Below are 15,949 nucleotides of genomic sequence, written 5' to 3' on the forward strand. Positions count from 1 at the left end.
TCACTGGTCCAGTGCGTTGTCGATTTCCTTCTCGGCAGCCGCCCAGCCCTGAGCAGGGGTCTTGCCCTGCTGCTCGACCTGCAGGATGCCGACGTCGGTGATGGCCGTGTAGATCTGCTGGTCCTTCGGGCCGATCACCAGGGTCGGGATGCTCTTGGCCGCGTCGGCGAAGATCTGGCCGATCGGGGCGTTGTCGAAGTACTCGTGCTTGGCGTCCTTGACCTCGGGCAGGTCATAGGCGCCCGGGGCGCTCGGGAAGCTCGCCTGCTTGGCGAAGACCTTGGCCTGCTGCGCGGGGGCGGTCAGCCACGCGGCCAGCTTGATGGCCTCGGCCTTGTTCTTGCCCGCGGAGGGCACGCCCACGAAGGAACCGCCCCAGTTGGCGGGCTTCGGCGCGGCGGCGACGTCCCACTTGCCCTTGCCCGCGGCGCCGGCCTTCTCCTGGATGTAGCCGAGCATCCACGACGGGCAGGGGAGGGAGGCGAAGCGGGCGTTGGCGAAGCCCTGGTCCCAGGCCTTGTCGAAGAGCTTCAGCTTGGCGGTCATCTTGCCGGTGGTGGCCTCCATGGCCAGGTTCCAGGCCTCCTTCACGGAGGGGCTGGTCTTGTAGATGACCTTGCCGCTGTTGTCGTAGTAGCGCTCCGAGGCGGAGTTGCTGATCGCCTGGTAGAGGCCGGCGGCCGAGTCCAGGAACGTCGTGCCCTTGGGCGCGTTCTTGGTGTAGGTCTTGCCGGCGTCCAGGTACTTGGCCCAGTCCCCGGCCCACAGCTTGCCGACCTCGGTGCGGTCGGTGGGCAGGCCCGCCTTCTTGAACAGGTCGGTGCGGTAGCAGATCGCCATCGGGCCGATGTCGGTGCCGAGGCCGACCGTCTTGCCGTCGGTGGTGGTGGCCTGGGCCCACTTCCAGTCGAGGTAGTTCGACTTCTCGACGCCCGGTGCCTTGGAGAGGTCCTCGAACTTCGCCGCCTGGGTGGTGACGATCTCGTTGATGTTGCCGACCTCGATAGCCTGGATGTCGCTCAGGCCGCTGCCCGCGGCGAGGTGGGTGAGGAGCTGGGGGTAGTAGGCGTCGTTCCGCTCGATCACGTTCTCCTTGATCGTGATGTTCGGGTGCGCCTTCTCGTACTCCTCGTAGAGGCCGGCCTGCTTGTAGCCGAAGACACCGAAGGTGCCGACAGTGAGAGTGATCTTGCCCTTGCCGTCGCCCTGCGAGCCACCGGCCTTCGCCGGCGCGTCGCTGTCCTTGGAGCAGCCGGCGAGCAGGCTCACTCCCAGAGCGGCCACTGCGGTTATCGCTACGGCCGCGGTACGGCCTCGTGGCCGGGACGACTTCCTTGTCGTGCGCATTCGGGTCCTCCGGGTACGTGCGGGAAGTGTACGTGTTCGATAGTGTGGGAGCGCTCCCACATGTGATGTGTTGAAGAGTCTCCGTTCCCCGATGAGGTGTCAAGGGAGCAGACGCTCTAAGTTGGCGCAGTTACCACCTCGTGATTGGGAGGCCGCAATGGTGATCGGCGGACGGCGCAGCGGCAGGCCGACGCTTGAGGAGGTCGCCGCCAGGGCCGGAGTCGGCCGTGGCACGGTCTCCCGGGTGATCAACGGATCGCCCCGGGTCAGCGACCGCGCCAAGGCCGCGGTCGAGGCTGCCATAGCCGAGCTCGGCTACGTCCCCAACCGCGCGGCGCGTGCCCTGGCCGGGAACCGGACGGACGCGATCGCCCTGGTCATCCCCGAGGCGGAGACCAGGCTCTTCGCCGAGCCGTACTTCTCCGACATCATCCGCGGCGTGGGCGCCGAGCTCGCCGACACCGACATGCAGTTGCTGCTCACGCTGCTGCGGACGCCCAAGGAGCGGCAGCGCTTCGCCCAGTACCTGAGCGCCCACCGCGTCGACGGCGTCCTGCTGGTGTCGGTCCACGAGGGCGACCCGCTGCCCGATCTGCTGGAGCAGCTGGAGATGCCGGCGGTGCTCAACGGACGCCGCTCCGACCTGGAGTCGGTGTCGTACGTCGACTCCGACAACGTCGGTGGCGCCCGCTCGGCGGTGGCGCACCTGCTGGGGCGCGGACGCAGGGCTGTGGCGACCATCACAGGACCCCTGGACATGTACGTCGCCCGCTGTCGGCTCGACGGCTACCGCCAGGCGGTCGAGGACGCGGGGCTCGTCCACGACAACGCGCTGGTCGCGGCCGGGGACTTCACCGAGGAGGGCGGCCGCGCCGCGATGCGGGCGCTGCTGGAGCGCCGGCCCGACGTGGACGCGGTCTTCGCGGCCTCGGACGTCATGGCCAGCGGGGCCCTGCAGGTGCTGCGCGAGAAGGGCCGGCGTGTGCCCGACGACGTGGCGCTGATCGGCTTCGACGACTCGGCCATCGCCCGCCACACCGACCCGCCGCTGACCAGCGTGCGGCAGCCGATCGAGGAGATGGGCCGCACCATGGCGCGGGTGCTGCTGGAGGAGATCGCGGCGAGCACGGCCACCCGCCGGCACGTGGTGCTGGCGACCGAGCTCGTACGCCGCGAGTCCGCGTAGCCGCTCCGCGGACACCGGGCGGCGCGGCCGAGGATCCGGCTGCCCGGACCGGAGGCGCGCTCGCGGCGGGCTCGTACGCCGGACTCCGCCGGGGAGTGAGCCCCGTCACGTGAGGAGCCTCACGGTGTGAGATCGGCCCACGGGGGCATGAGCCGGGGCCCGTTGTCATACCCGTCTCGTAAAATCAAGGCATGCCATCGACCGTTTTAGACCGCCGATCCGTTGAAGCCGCCAATGAGGCCATACGGCGGTATGTCGCGGGCCGGCGCACATGGTCGCGCGCCGAACTGGCCGAGCTGGACCGCCTGCGGGCGATCTGGCAGGCCGCCCGCCAGGGGCAGGGGAACGACCCGGCCCGCGGCCTTCCGGGCGAGGACTGAAACCCTCCCCGGCAATGCCGACAGAGGATGTCGGGTATGCCGGGGAGCATGACCGCATGACGACCAGCTGGACAGACTTCCAGGAAGCACAACCCGCCCTCGCCGAGGTCGTGCGCACCCGATTCGGCGGCTACAAGCACCACGTCCTCGGCACCCTCCGCGCCGACGGCTCACCCCGGCTCAGCGGCATCGAGGCCGAGTTCCGGCTCGGCGAACTGTGGCTCGGCATGATGCCGGGCTCCCGCAAGGCCCTCGATCTGCGCCGCGACCCGCGCCTCGCGCTCCACGTCAACCCCGGCCCCGACACCTCCATGGGCGGGGGCGACGTGCGCATCGGCGGCCGCGCCGTCGAGGTCACCGATCCCGCGGCCGTCGCCCGCTTCACCGGCGAGGTGACCGTGCCCGAGGGGCCGTTCCACCTCTTCCGCGTCGATCTCACGGAGGTCGTACGCACCTACGTCGACGACCCCGACCTCGTCCTGGAGGTCTGGCGGCCCGGGCACCCGCTGCGCACGGTCCGCCGCGGCAACGACGACTCGCCCCCGCGCACGGACGGCTGACGGCCGGTCAGCCCTCGTCGAAGGGGCTGCGCCCGTGCCCGACGGCCGTGACGAGCCGCGCGAAGTACCCCTGGACCATCCGGTGGAGCTGCGGGCCGAAGCTGATCCGCGCCACCCCCAGCACCGCCAGGCGGGCCGGAGAGGGGCCGTCCGGCCGGGACATCACGTTGACCGGACGCCCGCCCACCCCCTCGACCAGGGCCCGGACGGTGGGCTCGTCCAGCGCCCCGATCGGGTAGACGCAGTCCGCGCCCGCCTCCAGGTAGGCGCGGGCCCGGCGCACCGCGTCCGCCGCCCGGTCCCCGGCGGGCGCGCCGTCCCGGATGAAGCCGTCCGTGCGGGCGTTGATCACCAGCTGCGGATCCGCCGCGCGCAGGGCGGCGATGTACTCCGCCTGCGCGTCGGGGCCGACCATCCGCCCGGTGCGGGGGTCGCTGTCCTCCACGTTGCAGCCCACGGCGCCGGTCGCCGCCAGCCGTTTCGCCAGTTCCGCGGGGGCCAGTCCGTATCCGTGCTCCAGATCCGCCGTCACCGGTACGGGGACCGCGCGGGCGATGCGTGCGACGGCCGCCAGCATCTCGTCCGCGGGTGTGTCCTCATGGTCCTCGTGGCCCAGGGCTGGCGCCACGGCCGCGCTGGCGGTGGCGACCGCGGGGAAGCCCGCGTCGGCCACCACCCGGGCCGACGCGGCGTCCCAGACGTTCGGCAGGATCAGCGGGTCGCCCGGTACGTGCAGGGCGCGCAGCCGGGAGGCGAGCGCCGCCCGGGAGTACTCGTTGTTCATTCCGTCCACGCTACGAGCCCCGGCCGGACCCCGCCCAGGGCCATTCGGGTCGCCCGCGGCTGGGCCACTTCGGGTGCGTCCACCGCCCCGGAGGCGCAAGCTGGACGGGTGAGTGCCACCTCGATCGTCGTGTCCCCCGTCCAGGCCGGGGACCCGCCCTTCCGCATCGTGCAGATCGGCGGGGAGCCCGCCGGCATCGCCCATGACCTGCTCGACGTCGTCCGCATCGCGCACGACGCCGGGATGAACCACGTCGACTTCGACGACCCGGGCGCCGTGCGCTGGGTCGGCGGGGGCAAGTACCACTGGTCCCTGTGAGGCCGCGCGGCCGTTCGCCCGGCGGACGGTTGCGTGTGATCCACTTCGCGCGATTGGGTGGGCCGCATGACTCGGACCCTCTACCTGTTCGCCGGCGCCGCCCCACCCGTCTTCGACATCGCGCGGGTCATCGAGGACGCCCAGGCCCGCGGCTGGGACGTGTGCCTCGGGCTGACGCCCACCGCGGCCCGCTGGCTGGAGCCGAGCCTCGACGGTCTGGCCGTGCTCACCGGCCGGCCGGTGCGCTTCGAGTACCCGTTGCCCGGCCTGCCCGAGGTGTGGCCTCCGGCGGACGTGATCCTGGTGGCCCCGGCCACCTTCAACACGATCAACGGATGGGCGCTGGGCCTGACGGAGACGTTCGTGGTCGGGGTCCTGGCCGAGGGCATCGGCAAGGGCGTCCCGATGGTCGCGATGCCCTCGGTGAACGCGGCGCTCATGCAGCACCCGCAGTTCGAGCGCTCGGTGGAGACCCTGCGCGCCGCCGGGATCACCGTGCTGTCCGGGGGCGCCGCGTCCGGGCCGGACTACCCCTGGCACCCGGCGCTCGCCGCAGCCGAGGCCGTGGCGGGCTGACCGGCCCCGGGCGGGAGCGGTCGGTCCGCCCGGGGCCGGGCGGACCGGCCCGCGCCGTTCCGGCCGGGGCACCCCGGTCATACGACGAGGGGCCGGTCCGTTTCCACGGACCGGCCCCTCGGTCGTCAGGGTGAGTGACGGGACTCGAACCCGCGACATCCTGGACCACAACCAGGTGCTCTACCAGCTGAGCTACACCCACCATGACCGGCGCTTCTCACTGCTGCGCACCGGCCGAGAAAAAGTGTACAGGGTCCGGCGGGGTGCTCGCTGCCACGTTTTCCGCGGGTCCCTCACCCCGCCGTTTCCGCAGGCAGGACGTACTTCGCGGCGATCGAGCGCGCCGTGTCGGTGTCCGGTCCGGGCTGGGGCACGAACACCGCCTCGCGGTAGTAGCGCAGCTCCGCGATGGACTCCCGGATGTCGGCGAGCGCGCGGTGGTTGCCGTTCTTCTCGGGGCTGGCGAAGTAGGCGCGGGGGTACCAGCGCCTGGCCAGCTCCTTGATCGAGGACACGTCCACGATGCGGTAGTGCAGGTGCTGCTCCAGTGCTGGCATGTCCCGGGCGAGGAAACCGCGGTCGGTGGAGACCGAGTTCCCGCACAGGGGCGCCTTGCGGGGCTCGGCCACGTACTGGCGGACGTAGTCCAGGACCAGTTTCTCGGCCTCCTCCAGCGTCACCCCGCCGTCGAGCTCGTCCAGCAGGCCGGAGGCGGTGTGCATCGTGCGGACGATCTCCGGCATGCTCTCCAGGGCCTCGGCCGGCGGACGGATGACGATGTCCACCCCCTCACCGAGCACATTGAGCTCCGAGTCGGTGACGAGCGCCGCCACCTCGATCAGAGCGTCCTGGGCCAGGGAGAGCCCGGTCATCTCGCAGTCGATCCACACCATCCGGTCGTTCATACGTCTCACCCTACGGGGCGATCACGCGGAGCAGGCATAGCCGCGTTGCGACCGCGTCCGTCGCGACCGTCCCGGTCACCGCGCGGCCGCCGCGTCCCGTGGGGTTCGCGGTGCTCGAAACGGCTGCCGGCCTGCTCGGGGATGCGCGCCGCGTAGGGCGGCTCGCCGTCGGTCTTGAGCGGTCCCGGGCCGTTGGCGGGACCGGCCTGCCCGGGGATCGGCAGCACGCCGCCGTGGCCGCGGTCCGCGGCCGGGACGGGGCTGCGGCGGGGGGCCGGGACGGGGCCCCCGCCCGGCTCGGCGCCGCGCGGTTCCCGGGCGGTGAGCGCCGGGGTGTCCGGCTCGTCCTGCGGGCGCCGGGCGCGGTAGGCGGCACGGTAGGAGGCGGGGGAGGAGCCGAGCTGGCGGCGGAAGTGACCGCGCAGCGCGACGGGCGAGCGGAAGCCGCAGCGGGCCGCGACCTCGTCGACGGAGTAGTCGGAGGTCTCCAGCAGCCGCTGTGCCTGCAGGACGCGCTGGGTGATCAGCCACTGCAGGGGCGCGCTCCCGGTCAGGGTGCGGAAGCGGCGGTCGAAGGTGCGGCGGCTCATATAGGCGCGGGCAGCCAGCGTCTCCACGTCGAACTGCTCGTGGAGGTGCTCCAGCGCCCAGGCGACGACCTCGGCGAGCGGATCGCCGCCGATCTCCTCCGGTAAAGAGCGGTCGAGGTGCCGGGGCTGGCCGCCCCAGTCGCCGCGCCGGGGCGGTACGACCAGGCGCCGGGCGAGCGCGTTGGCGGCCTCGCCGCCGTGGTCGGTCCGTACGACGTGCAGGCACAGGTCGATGCCGGCGGCGGTGCCCGCGCTGGTGAGCACGTCGCCGTCGTCGACGAACAGTTCGCGCGGGTCGACGTGGACCGACGGGTAGCGCTTGGCGAGGGTCGGCGCGTACATCCAGTGCGTCGTGGCCGGGCGGCCGTCCAGCAGGCCCGCGGCGGCGAGTACGAAGGCCCCGGTGCACAACCCGATGATCCGCGCGCCCTCCTCGTGGGCACGGCGCAGCGCGTCCAGCGCCTCGGCGGGCGGCGGTTGCGAGATGGACCGCCAGGCGGGCACGACGACCGTGCCGGCCCGCGACAGCGCCTCGAGCCCGTACGGGGCGGACAACTCCAGCCCGCCGGTGGTCCGCAGCGGGCCGTCCTCGCCCGCGCAGACCAGCAGCCGGTAGCGCGGCACGCCCGCGTCCTGGCGGTCGATGCCGAAGACGGAGAGCGGGATGGAGCTCTCGAAGATGGGCCCGCCGCTGAACAGCAGTACGGCGACGACCTCCTGACGGCGTCGCGCCGACAACTTGCGCGCCCCGCGGCCCTGCTGGGCCGTTGCGGACGGGCCGGACGGGACGGAGGTGCTCACCGGGGCGCCGGACGCTCCCGGGACGTACGGGATGCCCGGTGTGCCCGTCGACGCGGACGGTGCGGTGGACATGCCGGCGGCCGACTGGATCTCCGCCATGGTGCTGGTCCTGGACTCCTGTGTCATGGAGCTCAAGCCCCCCTCGGTCGTCTGGTCCTCTCGGTCCTGCACGGGTCCCCCGCCGTAGTCGCTCATGATCGAATCTACTGGGTCTGCTGCACCCGCAGTGGCAAGTTCACCACCTGCCGGTATGTCGACATGACCACGTGGCGTGAAGCATTCGATCACGAAGCGTTCCACTCGTGAAGTGTGCCTCCCGGGGGCGGAACCGGCGCACAACGCCCGTGCGCCCCCTCATTCCGCTTCCTCCCTGGTGGCGGCGGAGGTTGTGGCACTCGCAACCAAGTGCCCCTGCACGCTGGGAAGTTGGCCGAAAATGATGGGAAGTCCTGTACGCACCCCAGGTCAGCGCTCCGTCGTGCGCCCCCCGTGTGGCCGGGGATCGAGTGCGCCCCCGGCCCGTTGGGGGACCCGGAGGACGATTCCGGATATGGCCGGAGGCGGACAACTGGAGACGGCCGGGAGCGGGGTGACTTGTCCGATTGGCGACGAGGCGTTGCGCTCGGTGGCCGGCTCCGGCATTCTCCTGGAAACCCCGGGGTAGGGGGACGCTGTGAGGGCGCCTGTGCATCTGTGCAGGGGCCTTGAGTCGCCGTACTCTGGAGTCAGCGGGAAGGGCAGCCCCTTACCGGTCGAAATCAGGCCGGTCCCGCGGCCCCCGCACTGTTGTTGTCCGCCCACTCGGCGCCCCCGGCGCCGACCTCGCCGAGAATCCGCATCATGGCCGGTTACGAGCTCCCCGAGCCCGCCGACGGAAAGCCGCTCGCCGAATCGGCGGCGGTGCCGGAGGCGGACTGCGAGCCGCGCACTTCCTGTGATCCCGCGTTCCGGCACGGCGTGGTCGTCGGTTTCGACGGCTCCGTGTCCAGCGAGCGTGCCCTCGCGTACGCCATCGGCATGGCACGCCGGTCCGGTTCCGCGCTGATCATCGTGCACGTGGCCAACCGGCTCCCGGCGACCGTGTGGGCCGGCTGCGAGCCGCCGGTCTTCGTCGACGTCCCCGACCACCGCACCGAGGTGCTCGGCCTGGAACTCGCCTGCGCCGACCATCTGTCGGAGGTGCCGTGGATCCTGGTGGAGCGCGGCGGCGACATCTGCCACGAGCTGGAGGAGGTCGGCCGGGAGTACGAGGCCGACGCCATCGTGGTCGGTGGGACGCACGGGATCATCGGCAAGATCTTCGGGTCGGTCGCCGGACGGCTCGCCCGGCGCGCTCAGCGGCCTGTCGTGGTCATTCCATAACGATTCGGTGCACGCCGCCTTAAATTCCGGCTCCGCGGGATTGCTTGTGCCCTTGTGAAGGGTATCTCACCAGCAGTTTCTTCCCTCGTACACGAAGGGGGCCCGCGGTGGACAACGACGTCTCCACGGCACGCACCACAGGAGCCGGCGCGACGGCTCTGGGATATCTGTCACTCGGCCTGACGCTGATCGCCTTCGGGCTGTTCAGCACCGGCGTATTCGACAACACCGCGGCGGCGGACGCCGCGGGGCTCGCGCTCGTCGTCGGCGGCGTCACGCAATTCGTCGCCGGCATGTGGGAGTTCTACGGCGGCAACGGCTTCACCGGCACCGCCTTCGCCGCACTGGGCGCCTTCTGGCTGACCTGGTCGGCGGCGTCCGGCGCCAGTGCGAGCAAGGAGGTCACCGGGCTGTTCATGCTCCTGTGGGCGCTCCTGGCGCTCAGCCTGACGATGGCCGCGTGGCAGATGGGCGGCGTGGCGCAGGCGGCCTTCGGGCTGCTGACGGTGTCCACGGCCCTGTTCGGCATCGCGACCCTCGCCTCCAACAGCGGCCTCGGCAAGGTGGCCGGCTGGATCGGCCTCGCGGCCGGTGCGGTCGCCTGGTACGGCGGGACGGCACTGCTCACCAACGCCACGTGGGGGCGGCGCGCCCTCGCCGACGGCTGGCGGCTGGCCATGCCGCACCGCGGGCACGCGGCCTGATCACCCGGGGAGGTGGCAGCGAGGCCCCCCGCGCCGAAGGGCGCGGGGGGCCTCGTGCGTGCCGGGTCCGTCGGCTACTCGACCGTCACGGACTTCGCGAGGTTGCGCGGCTTGTCGATGTCCCGGCCCAGTGCCAGCGCCGTGTGGTACGCCAGCAGCTGGAGCGGGATGCCCATCAGGATGGGGTCGAGCTCGTCCTCGTTCTTCGGGACGACGATCGTGTGGTCGGCCTTCTCCTGCTCCTGGTGTGCGACCGCCAGGATCCGGCCGCTGCGGGCCTTGATCTCCTCCATCGCGGCGCGGTTCTTCTCCAGCAGCGAGTCGTTCGGGACGATCGCGACCGTCGGCATCGCGGGCTCGATCAGGGCCAGCGGGCCGTGCTTGAGCTCGGAGGCCGGGTACGCCTCGGCGTGGATGTAGGAGATCTCCTTCAGCTTCAGGGAGGCCTCCAGGGCGACCGGGTAGCCGCGCACCCGGCCGATGAACATCATCGACTTGGCTTCCGCGTATTCGGCCGCCAGCTTCTTGATGTCCTCCTCCTGCGCGAGGATCTCCTGGATCTGCTCGGGCAGCGCGCGCAGGCCCTCGATGATCCGCTTGCCGTCGGCCACCGACAGGTCGCGGATGCGGCCCAGGTGCAGGGCGAGCAGCGCGAAGGCGACGACGGTGTTGGTGAAGCACTTGGTGGAGACGACACAGACCTCCGGGCCGGCGTGCACGTAGACGCCGCCGTCGGTCTCCCGGGCGATCGCGGAACCCACCACGTTCACCACGCCGAGGACGCGGGCGCCCTTGCGCTTGAGCTCCTGCACCGCCGCCAGCACGTCGTACGTCTCTCCGGACTGCGAGACGGCGATGTAGAGGGTGTCGGGGTCCACGACCGGGTTGCGGTAGCGGAACTCGGAGGCCGGCTCGGAGTCGGCCGGGATACGGGCCAGACCCTCGATCAGCGAGGCGCCGATCAGACCGGCGTGGTAGGAGGTGCCGCAGCCGAGGATCTTCACGCGGCGGATGCCGCGGGCCTCACGGGCGTCGAGGTTCAGACCGCCCAGGTGCACGGTGGAGAACTTGTCGTCGATCCGGCCGCGCAGCACGCGGTCGACCGCGTCGGGCTGCTCGCAGATCTCCTTGTGCATGTATGTGTCGTGGCCGCCCATGTCGTAGGAGGCGGCCTCCCACTCCACGGTCTCGGGGGTGGCGGTGGTGCGGGTGCCCGAGGTCGTGTACGTGCGGAAGTCGTCGGCCTTCAGGGTGGCCATCTCGCCGTCGTCGAGGGTGACGACCTGGCGGGTGTGGGAGATCAGCGCGGCGACGTCGGAGGCGACGAACATCTCCTTCTCGCCGATGCCGAGGACCACCGGCGAGCCGTTGCGGGCGACGACGATCCGGTCGGGGAAGTCGGCGTGCATGACGGCGATGCCGTACGTGCCCTCGATGGCCTTCAGCGCTTCGCGGACCTTCTCCTCCAGGGACTCGGCCTGGGAGCGGGCGACGAGGTGGGTGATGACCTCGGTGTCGGTCTCGGAGGCGAAGACCACGCCGTCGGCCTCCAGCTTGGCGCGCAGCTCGGAGGCGTTGTCGACGATGCCGTTGTGGACGACGGCGACCTTGCCCTCGGTGTCGAGGTGCGGATGCGCGTTCTCGTCGCTCGGGGCGCCGTGGGTGGCCCAGCGGGTGTGGGCTATGCCGGTGGTGCCGCCGAAGCGCTTGGGGATCCGCGCCTCCAGCTCGCGGACCCGGCCCTTGGCCTTGACGGCCTTGAGCCCCCCGGATTTGCCGGAGATCACGACACCCGCGGAGTCGTAGCCGCGGTACTCCAGCCGCTGCAGGCCCTCCAGCAGCAGCGGGGCGACATCACGCTTCCCGATGTATCCGACGATTCCACACATGTTTCCGTCCCTCCCGGTCGCACGAGGCGGCCCGGTCTCGCTGGTCAGCCGTAGACGATGCGGCGCAGCTGCCGCAGGGAGTACCCGGGCGGGGCCACCGCCCGGTGCGGCAGCTCGGCCGTGATCTGTTCGAAGATCTCCGCGTTCTGCAGACCCTTGGCCTGCAGTTCGCGGTGGCGGCGCCGCACGAAGTCCTCGGCCGTCTCGTCGAAGTACGCCAGGACGTCGAGGACCACCCGGCCGGCCTCACCGCGTTGCAGCGGCGTGGTCCGCACCAGGTGGTCGACGAGGTCGTCATGCGTCGTCCGGCGTTCGAGCACCGGTCGATACTGAGGGAAGGAGGAGGCCGATCGCAAGATTCCTGCCCGATATCGGGCAGAGGAGTGGCGAAAACTACGCCGGAAGGCCGAGCTCGCGCGCGATCAGCATGCGCTGCACCTCGCTGGTGCCCTCGCCGATCTCCAGGATCTTGGAGTCCCGCCACATGCGGGCGACCGGGTACTCGTTCATGAAGCCGTAGCCGCCGTGCACCTGGGTGGCCTCGCGGGCGTTGGTGACCGCGATCTCCGAGGAGTAGAGCTTGGCCATCGCCGCCTCCTTCTTGAACGGTTCGCCGGCGACCAGCCGGGCCGCCGCGTCCCGCCAGGCCAGCCGGGCGGTGTGGGCGCGCATCTCCATGTCGGCGAGCTTGAAGGCGATCGCCTGGTTGCCGCCGATCGGGCGGCCGAAGGCGGTGCGCTCCTTGGCGTACGCCACCGACTCGTCCACACAGCCCTGCGCGAGGCCGGTGGCCAGCGCCGCGATGGCGATCCGGCCCTCGTCCAGGATGCGCAGGAACTGGGCGTAGCCCCGGCCCCGCTCGCCGAGCAGATTGGCGGCCGGCACGCGGCAGTCGGAGAAGGACAGCTCCCGGGTGTCGGAGGCGTTCCAGCCGACCTTGCTGTACTTCTTCGACACCGTGAAGCCCGGGGTGCCGGACGGCACGATGATGGAGGAGATCTCCGGGCGGCCGTCCTCCTTGCGGCCGGTGACGGCCGTGACCGTGACCAGCGAGGTGATGTCGGTGCCCGAGTTGGTGATGAAGCTCTTGGTACCGTTGATCACCCACTCGCCGGTCGCCTCGTCGAGGCGGGCCGTGGTGCGGGTGCCGCCGGCGTCGGAGCCGCAGTCCGGCTCGGTCAGCCCGAAGGCGCCCAGCTGCTCGCCGGAGGTCAGCTGGGGCAGCCACTGCCGCTTTTGCTCCTCGGTGCCGAAGCGGAAGACCGGCATGGCGCCGAGCGAGACCCCCGCCTCCAGGGTGATCGCCACGGAGGAGTCCACCCGGGCGAGCTCCTCCAAGGCGATGCAGAGGGCGAAGTAGTCGCCGCCCATGCCGCCGTACTCCTCGGGGAAGGGCAGGCCGAACAGGCCCATGCGGCCCATCTCGCGGATGATCTCGTAGGGGAACTCGTCGTGCTCGTAGAACTCGCCGATCTTCGGCGCGACGACGTCGTGCGCGAACTCCTCCACCGTGCGGCGGAGTTCCTCGTACTCGGCGGGGAGCCGGTGGGCGGTCGTCATGGCTGTGTCACTCCTGGTGGGAGAGGGCGCGGACGGTACGGGACGGGCTCGGTCGGCCCAATTGCTCCGCCATCCACACGCTGGTGGCGGTGAGGCGGCTGAGATCGACCCCGGTCTCTACGCCGAGGCCGTCGAGCATCCAGACCAGGTCTTCGGTGGCCAGGTTTCCGGTGGCGCTCTTGGCGTACGGGCAGCCGCCGAGGCCGCCCGCGGAGGCGTCGACCACGGTCACGCCCTGCCCGAGTGCGGCCAGGGTGTTGGCCAGCGCCTGGCCGTAGGTGTCGTGGAAGTGGACGGCGAGCCGCTCGACGGGCACGTCCAGGCCGGTCAGCGCGGACAGCAGTGCCACGACGTGGCCGGGGGTGGCGACGCCGATGGTGTCGCCGAGGCTGAGCTCGTCGCAGCCGAGGTCGTAGAGCCGGCGGGCGACCGCGGCGACCTGCGGCACCGGGACCGGGCCCTCCCAGGGGTCGCCGAAGCACATCGACAGATAGCCGCGCACCCTCGCCCCCGCCTCCTTGGCGGCGGCGACGACGGGAGCGAACATCTCCAGCGACTCGTCGACCGTGCGGTTGAGGTTGGCCTTGGCGAAGGACTCGGTGGCGCTGCCGAAGACGGCGACCTCACGCACGCCCAGAGCCAGCGCCCGCTCCAGCCCGCGCTGGTTGGGCACCAGCACGGGCAGCCGCACGCCCTCGCCCAGGTCGTCCAGGAGGGGCATCAGCTGCTCGGCGTCGGCGAGCTGCGGCACCCACTTGGGGTGCACGAAGCTGGTCGCCTCGATCGTGGTCAGCCCGGCCTCGGCCAGGCGGTGCACGAACTCCGCCTTGACCTCGGTGGGCACCGCGGTCTTCTCGTTCTGCAGCCCGTCGCGGGCGCCGACCTCGTGGATGCGCACCCGTCTCGGGAGCCCGTCCATCGGCACGGACACGGGCAGCCCGGGAGTGCGTTCGACGGCCATCACTCGGCCTCCTCCTGGTGCGGGGTGACCACGGCGAGCACCTGGTCCATGGCGACGGTGCTGCCCGGGGTCACGTCGATCTCGGTGACGGTGCCGTCGTGCGGGGCGGTGATGACGTGCTCCATCTTCATGGCCTCCACCACGAGCAGGCTCTGGCCCGCGGTGACCTCGTCGCCCTTGGCGACCTTGACCACGGTCACCGTGCCCGGCATGGGCGCGGCCAGGGTGTCCACCCCGCCCGCGCCGGCCCCGCCGCGCAGCGCCGCCTCGACCGGGTCGTAGGGCTGGAGATGCCAGCCGTCGCCGTCCCTGCCGAGCCAGTCGCCGGCGTGGTCGAAGGTGTGCGTGACGCCGTCCCACTCGACGGTGATCCGCTGCCCCGTCCCGGGGAGCAGCCGGGCCCGCACCGCCGCGCCGTCGCCGACGCGCACCTGGGCGTCCTCGGCGGCACCGCGCATCCGGACCCGTACGGCCTCGACACCGGGGATGCGCAGCCAGTGGTCGGTCCAGGCGGGCTCCCCGCCGAGCCGCCAGCCGCTCGGCACGGAGAAGGGGTCCGTCCAGCCGCCGCCCGCGGCCCCAGGCTCCAGGGCGGCGTGCCGCAGCAGGGCGGCCGCCGCGTACACCTCGACGGGCACCTCGGAGGGCACGAGCCCCGCGAGCTCCCGGTCGATGAGGCCGGTGTCCATCTCGCCGGAGACGACGTCCGGGTGGGCGAGCAGACGGCGCAGGAAACCGGTGTTGGTCTCCAGGCCCAGCACGGTCGTGCCGGCCAGGGCGGCCCGCAGCCGGCGCAGCGCGGTCGCGCGGTCGGGGCCGTACGCGATGACCTTGGCGAGCATGGGGTCGTAGGACGTGCCGATCTCGCTGCCGGCCGACAGCCCGGAGTCGACGCGCACGCCCTCGCCCGCGGGCTCGTCCAGGGCGAGCACGGTGCCCGCCGAGGGCAGGAAGTTCCGCGAGGGCACCTCCGCGCAGATCCGGGCCTCGACGGCGTGCCCGGTCAGGGCGACGTCCTCCTGCCCGAAGGACAGCCGCTCGCCCGCGGCGATCCGCAGCTGCCACTCCACCAGGTCGAGTCCGGTGACCAGTTCGGTGACGGGGTGCTCGACCTGCAGCCGGGTGTTCATCTCCATGAAGCAGTACGCGGACGGATCGGCGCCGGGGACGATGAACTCCACGGTGCCCGCGCCGACGTAGCCGCAGGACAGCGCCGCCTGCACGGCGGCGGCGCCCATGGCGGCCCGGGTGGCCTCGTCCAGCAGGACCGAGGGGGCTTCCTCGATGACCTTCTGGTGGCGGCGCTGCAGGGAGCACTCGCGCTCCCCGAGGTGGACCACGTTGCCGTGGCCGTCGGCCAGGACCTGGATCTCGATGTGCCGGGGCCGGTCGATCCACCGCTCGACGAGCAGGGTGTCGTCCCCGAAGGAGCCGCGCGCCTCGCGGCGGGCCGCCGCGATCTCCTCGGCGAGCAGGGCCTCGTCGCGCACCAGGCGCATGCCCTTGCCGCCGCCGCCCGCCGAGGGCTTCAGCAGCACCGGGGTGCCGATCTCCAGGGCGGCGGCCGTCAGTTGCCCGTCGGACAGACCGCTGCCGCTGCTGCCGGGCACGACCGGCACCCCGGCCTCGCGGACGGTCTCCTTGGCGCGGATCTTGTCGCCCATCAGCTCGATGGCCCGGGCGGGCGGACCGATGAAGGCCGGCCCCGCGTCCGCGCAGGCACGGGCGAAGGCGGCGTTCTCGGCGAGGAAGCCGTAGCCGGGGTGGACGGCCTGGGCGCCGGTGCGGGCGGCCGCCTCCAGCAGCCGCTCGATCGACAGATAGCTCTCGGCGGCCGCCGCGGGGCCGATGCGCACGGCGGTGTCGGCCTCGCGCACATGACGGGCGCCGGCGTCCGCGTCGCTGAAGACGGCGACCGAACGGATCCCGAGCCGCCGCAGGGTGCGGATGACCCGGACGGCGATCTCGCCGCGGTTGGCCACCAGGACGGTGTCGAACATCGCAGACTTCGCTGACATCACAGTGC

General features: G+C 71.9%; 16 protein-coding genes and 1 tRNA gene. 7 read left to right on the forward strand and 10 right to left on the reverse strand.

Features of this window, described 5'->3' with window-relative positions:
• The gene (locus ACWDAS_RS02755; RefSeq protein WP_450386791.1) at positions 1 to 1,347 is read right to left on the reverse strand and encodes an ABC transporter substrate-binding protein; all 1,347 of its coding nucleotides are present in this window, start codon (positions 1,345 to 1,347) and stop codon (positions 1 to 3) included.
• 157 nt (positions 1,348 to 1,504) lie between these two features.
• Here ACWDAS_RS02755 and ACWDAS_RS02760 point away from each other — a divergent pair, with 157 nt between their 5' ends.
• From ACWDAS_RS02760 to ACWDAS_RS02770, 3 genes are all read left to right on the forward strand, one after another.
• Positions 1,505 to 2,533: a LacI family DNA-binding transcriptional regulator gene (locus ACWDAS_RS02760; protein ID WP_450386793.1), complete on the forward strand. Its 1,029-nt coding sequence runs from the start codon at positions 1,505 to 1,507 to the stop codon at positions 2,531 to 2,533.
• A gap of 191 nt (positions 2,534 to 2,724) precedes the next feature.
• Complete coding sequence (locus tag ACWDAS_RS02765; RefSeq protein ID WP_450386795.1) at positions 2,725 to 2,913, forward strand: hypothetical protein; 189 nt, start codon at positions 2,725 to 2,727, stop codon at positions 2,911 to 2,913.
• Positions 2,914 to 2,969: 56 nt separating this feature from the next.
• On the forward strand, positions 2,970 to 3,473 hold the full coding sequence (locus ACWDAS_RS02770) for a pyridoxamine 5'-phosphate oxidase family protein (RefSeq protein ID WP_450386797.1): 504 nt from the start codon (positions 2,970 to 2,972) through the stop codon (positions 3,471 to 3,473).
• A gap of 7 nt (positions 3,474 to 3,480) precedes the next feature.
• On the opposite strand, the gene ACWDAS_RS02775 is transcribed toward ACWDAS_RS02770, so the two are convergent.
• Positions 3,481 to 4,257, reverse strand: coding sequence for an isocitrate lyase/PEP mutase family protein (locus tag ACWDAS_RS02775; RefSeq protein WP_450386799.1), 777 nt, complete (start codon positions 4,255 to 4,257; stop codon positions 3,481 to 3,483).
• A gap of 108 nt (positions 4,258 to 4,365) precedes the next feature.
• On the opposite strand from ACWDAS_RS02775, the gene ACWDAS_RS02780 reads away from it, so the two are divergent.
• Both ACWDAS_RS02780 and ACWDAS_RS02785 read left to right on the forward strand, forming a co-directional pair.
• Positions 4,366 to 4,575 (forward strand): hypothetical protein, encoded by a 210-nt coding sequence (locus ACWDAS_RS02780; RefSeq protein ID WP_450386800.1) that lies wholly within the window; start codon positions 4,366 to 4,368, stop codon positions 4,573 to 4,575.
• 66 nt (positions 4,576 to 4,641) lie between these two features.
• A complete protein-coding gene (locus tag ACWDAS_RS02785; RefSeq protein ID WP_450386802.1) occupies positions 4,642 to 5,151 on the forward strand; it encodes a flavoprotein in 510 nt (169 codons plus the stop codon).
• A gap of 129 nt (positions 5,152 to 5,280) precedes the next feature.
• Here ACWDAS_RS02785 and ACWDAS_RS02790 read toward each other — a convergent pair.
• From ACWDAS_RS02790 to ACWDAS_RS02800, 3 genes are all read right to left on the reverse strand, one after another.
• Positions 5,281 to 5,353, reverse strand: a tRNA-His gene (locus tag ACWDAS_RS02790).
• Between the two features lie 91 nt (positions 5,354 to 5,444).
• Positions 5,445 to 6,056 (reverse strand): oligoribonuclease, encoded by a 612-nt coding sequence (gene orn / locus ACWDAS_RS02795; protein WP_450386804.1) that lies wholly within the window; start codon positions 6,054 to 6,056, stop codon positions 5,445 to 5,447.
• A gap of 5 nt (positions 6,057 to 6,061) precedes the next feature.
• The gene (locus tag ACWDAS_RS02800; protein WP_450386806.1) at positions 6,062 to 7,573 is read right to left on the reverse strand and encodes a helix-turn-helix domain-containing protein; all 1,512 of its coding nucleotides are present in this window, start codon (positions 7,571 to 7,573) and stop codon (positions 6,062 to 6,064) included.
• A gap of 714 nt (positions 7,574 to 8,287) precedes the next feature.
• On the opposite strand from ACWDAS_RS02800, the gene ACWDAS_RS02805 reads away from it, so the two are divergent.
• Together ACWDAS_RS02805 and ACWDAS_RS02810 are read left to right on the forward strand one after the other, a co-directional pair.
• Positions 8,288 to 8,809, forward strand: a complete 522-nt coding sequence (locus ACWDAS_RS02805) for a universal stress protein (RefSeq protein ID WP_450386807.1) — start codon at positions 8,288 to 8,290, stop codon at positions 8,807 to 8,809.
• A gap of 107 nt (positions 8,810 to 8,916) precedes the next feature.
• The gene (locus ACWDAS_RS02810) at positions 8,917 to 9,513 is read left to right on the forward strand and encodes an acetate uptake transporter (protein WP_450386809.1); all 597 of its coding nucleotides are present in this window, start codon (positions 8,917 to 8,919) and stop codon (positions 9,511 to 9,513) included.
• A gap of 74 nt (positions 9,514 to 9,587) precedes the next feature.
• On the opposite strand, the gene glmS is transcribed toward ACWDAS_RS02810, so the two are convergent.
• The 5 genes from glmS to ACWDAS_RS02835 form a co-directional block, all read right to left on the reverse strand.
• Positions 9,588 to 11,402 carry a glutamine--fructose-6-phosphate transaminase (isomerizing) gene (glmS, locus tag ACWDAS_RS02815; protein WP_450386810.1) on the reverse strand — a complete coding sequence of 605 codons (1,815 nt, stop codon included), beginning with the start codon at positions 11,400 to 11,402 and terminating at the stop codon, positions 9,588 to 9,590.
• Positions 11,403 to 11,446: 44 nt separating this feature from the next.
• Positions 11,447 to 11,722, reverse strand: a complete 276-nt coding sequence (locus ACWDAS_RS02820; RefSeq protein WP_450386812.1) for a hypothetical protein — start codon at positions 11,720 to 11,722, stop codon at positions 11,447 to 11,449.
• A 73-nt stretch (positions 11,723 to 11,795) separates the two neighbouring features.
• The gene (locus ACWDAS_RS02825) at positions 11,796 to 12,962 is read right to left on the reverse strand and encodes an acyl-CoA dehydrogenase family protein (RefSeq protein ID WP_450386814.1); all 1,167 of its coding nucleotides are present in this window, start codon (positions 12,960 to 12,962) and stop codon (positions 11,796 to 11,798) included.
• 7 nt (positions 12,963 to 12,969) lie between these two features.
• Positions 12,970 to 13,923 carry a hydroxymethylglutaryl-CoA lyase gene (locus ACWDAS_RS02830; protein WP_450386815.1) on the reverse strand — a complete coding sequence of 318 codons (954 nt, stop codon included), beginning with the start codon at positions 13,921 to 13,923 and terminating at the stop codon, positions 12,970 to 12,972.
• Complete coding sequence (locus tag ACWDAS_RS02835) at positions 13,923 to 15,923, reverse strand: acetyl/propionyl/methylcrotonyl-CoA carboxylase subunit alpha (protein ID WP_450387276.1); 2,001 nt, start codon at positions 15,921 to 15,923, stop codon at positions 13,923 to 13,925. The genes ACWDAS_RS02830 and ACWDAS_RS02835 overlap by 1 nt, the downstream gene beginning before the upstream one ends.
• Between the last annotated feature and the right edge of the window lie 26 nt (positions 15,924 to 15,949).

Source organism: Streptomyces sp. NPDC001070, assembly GCF_053598835.1.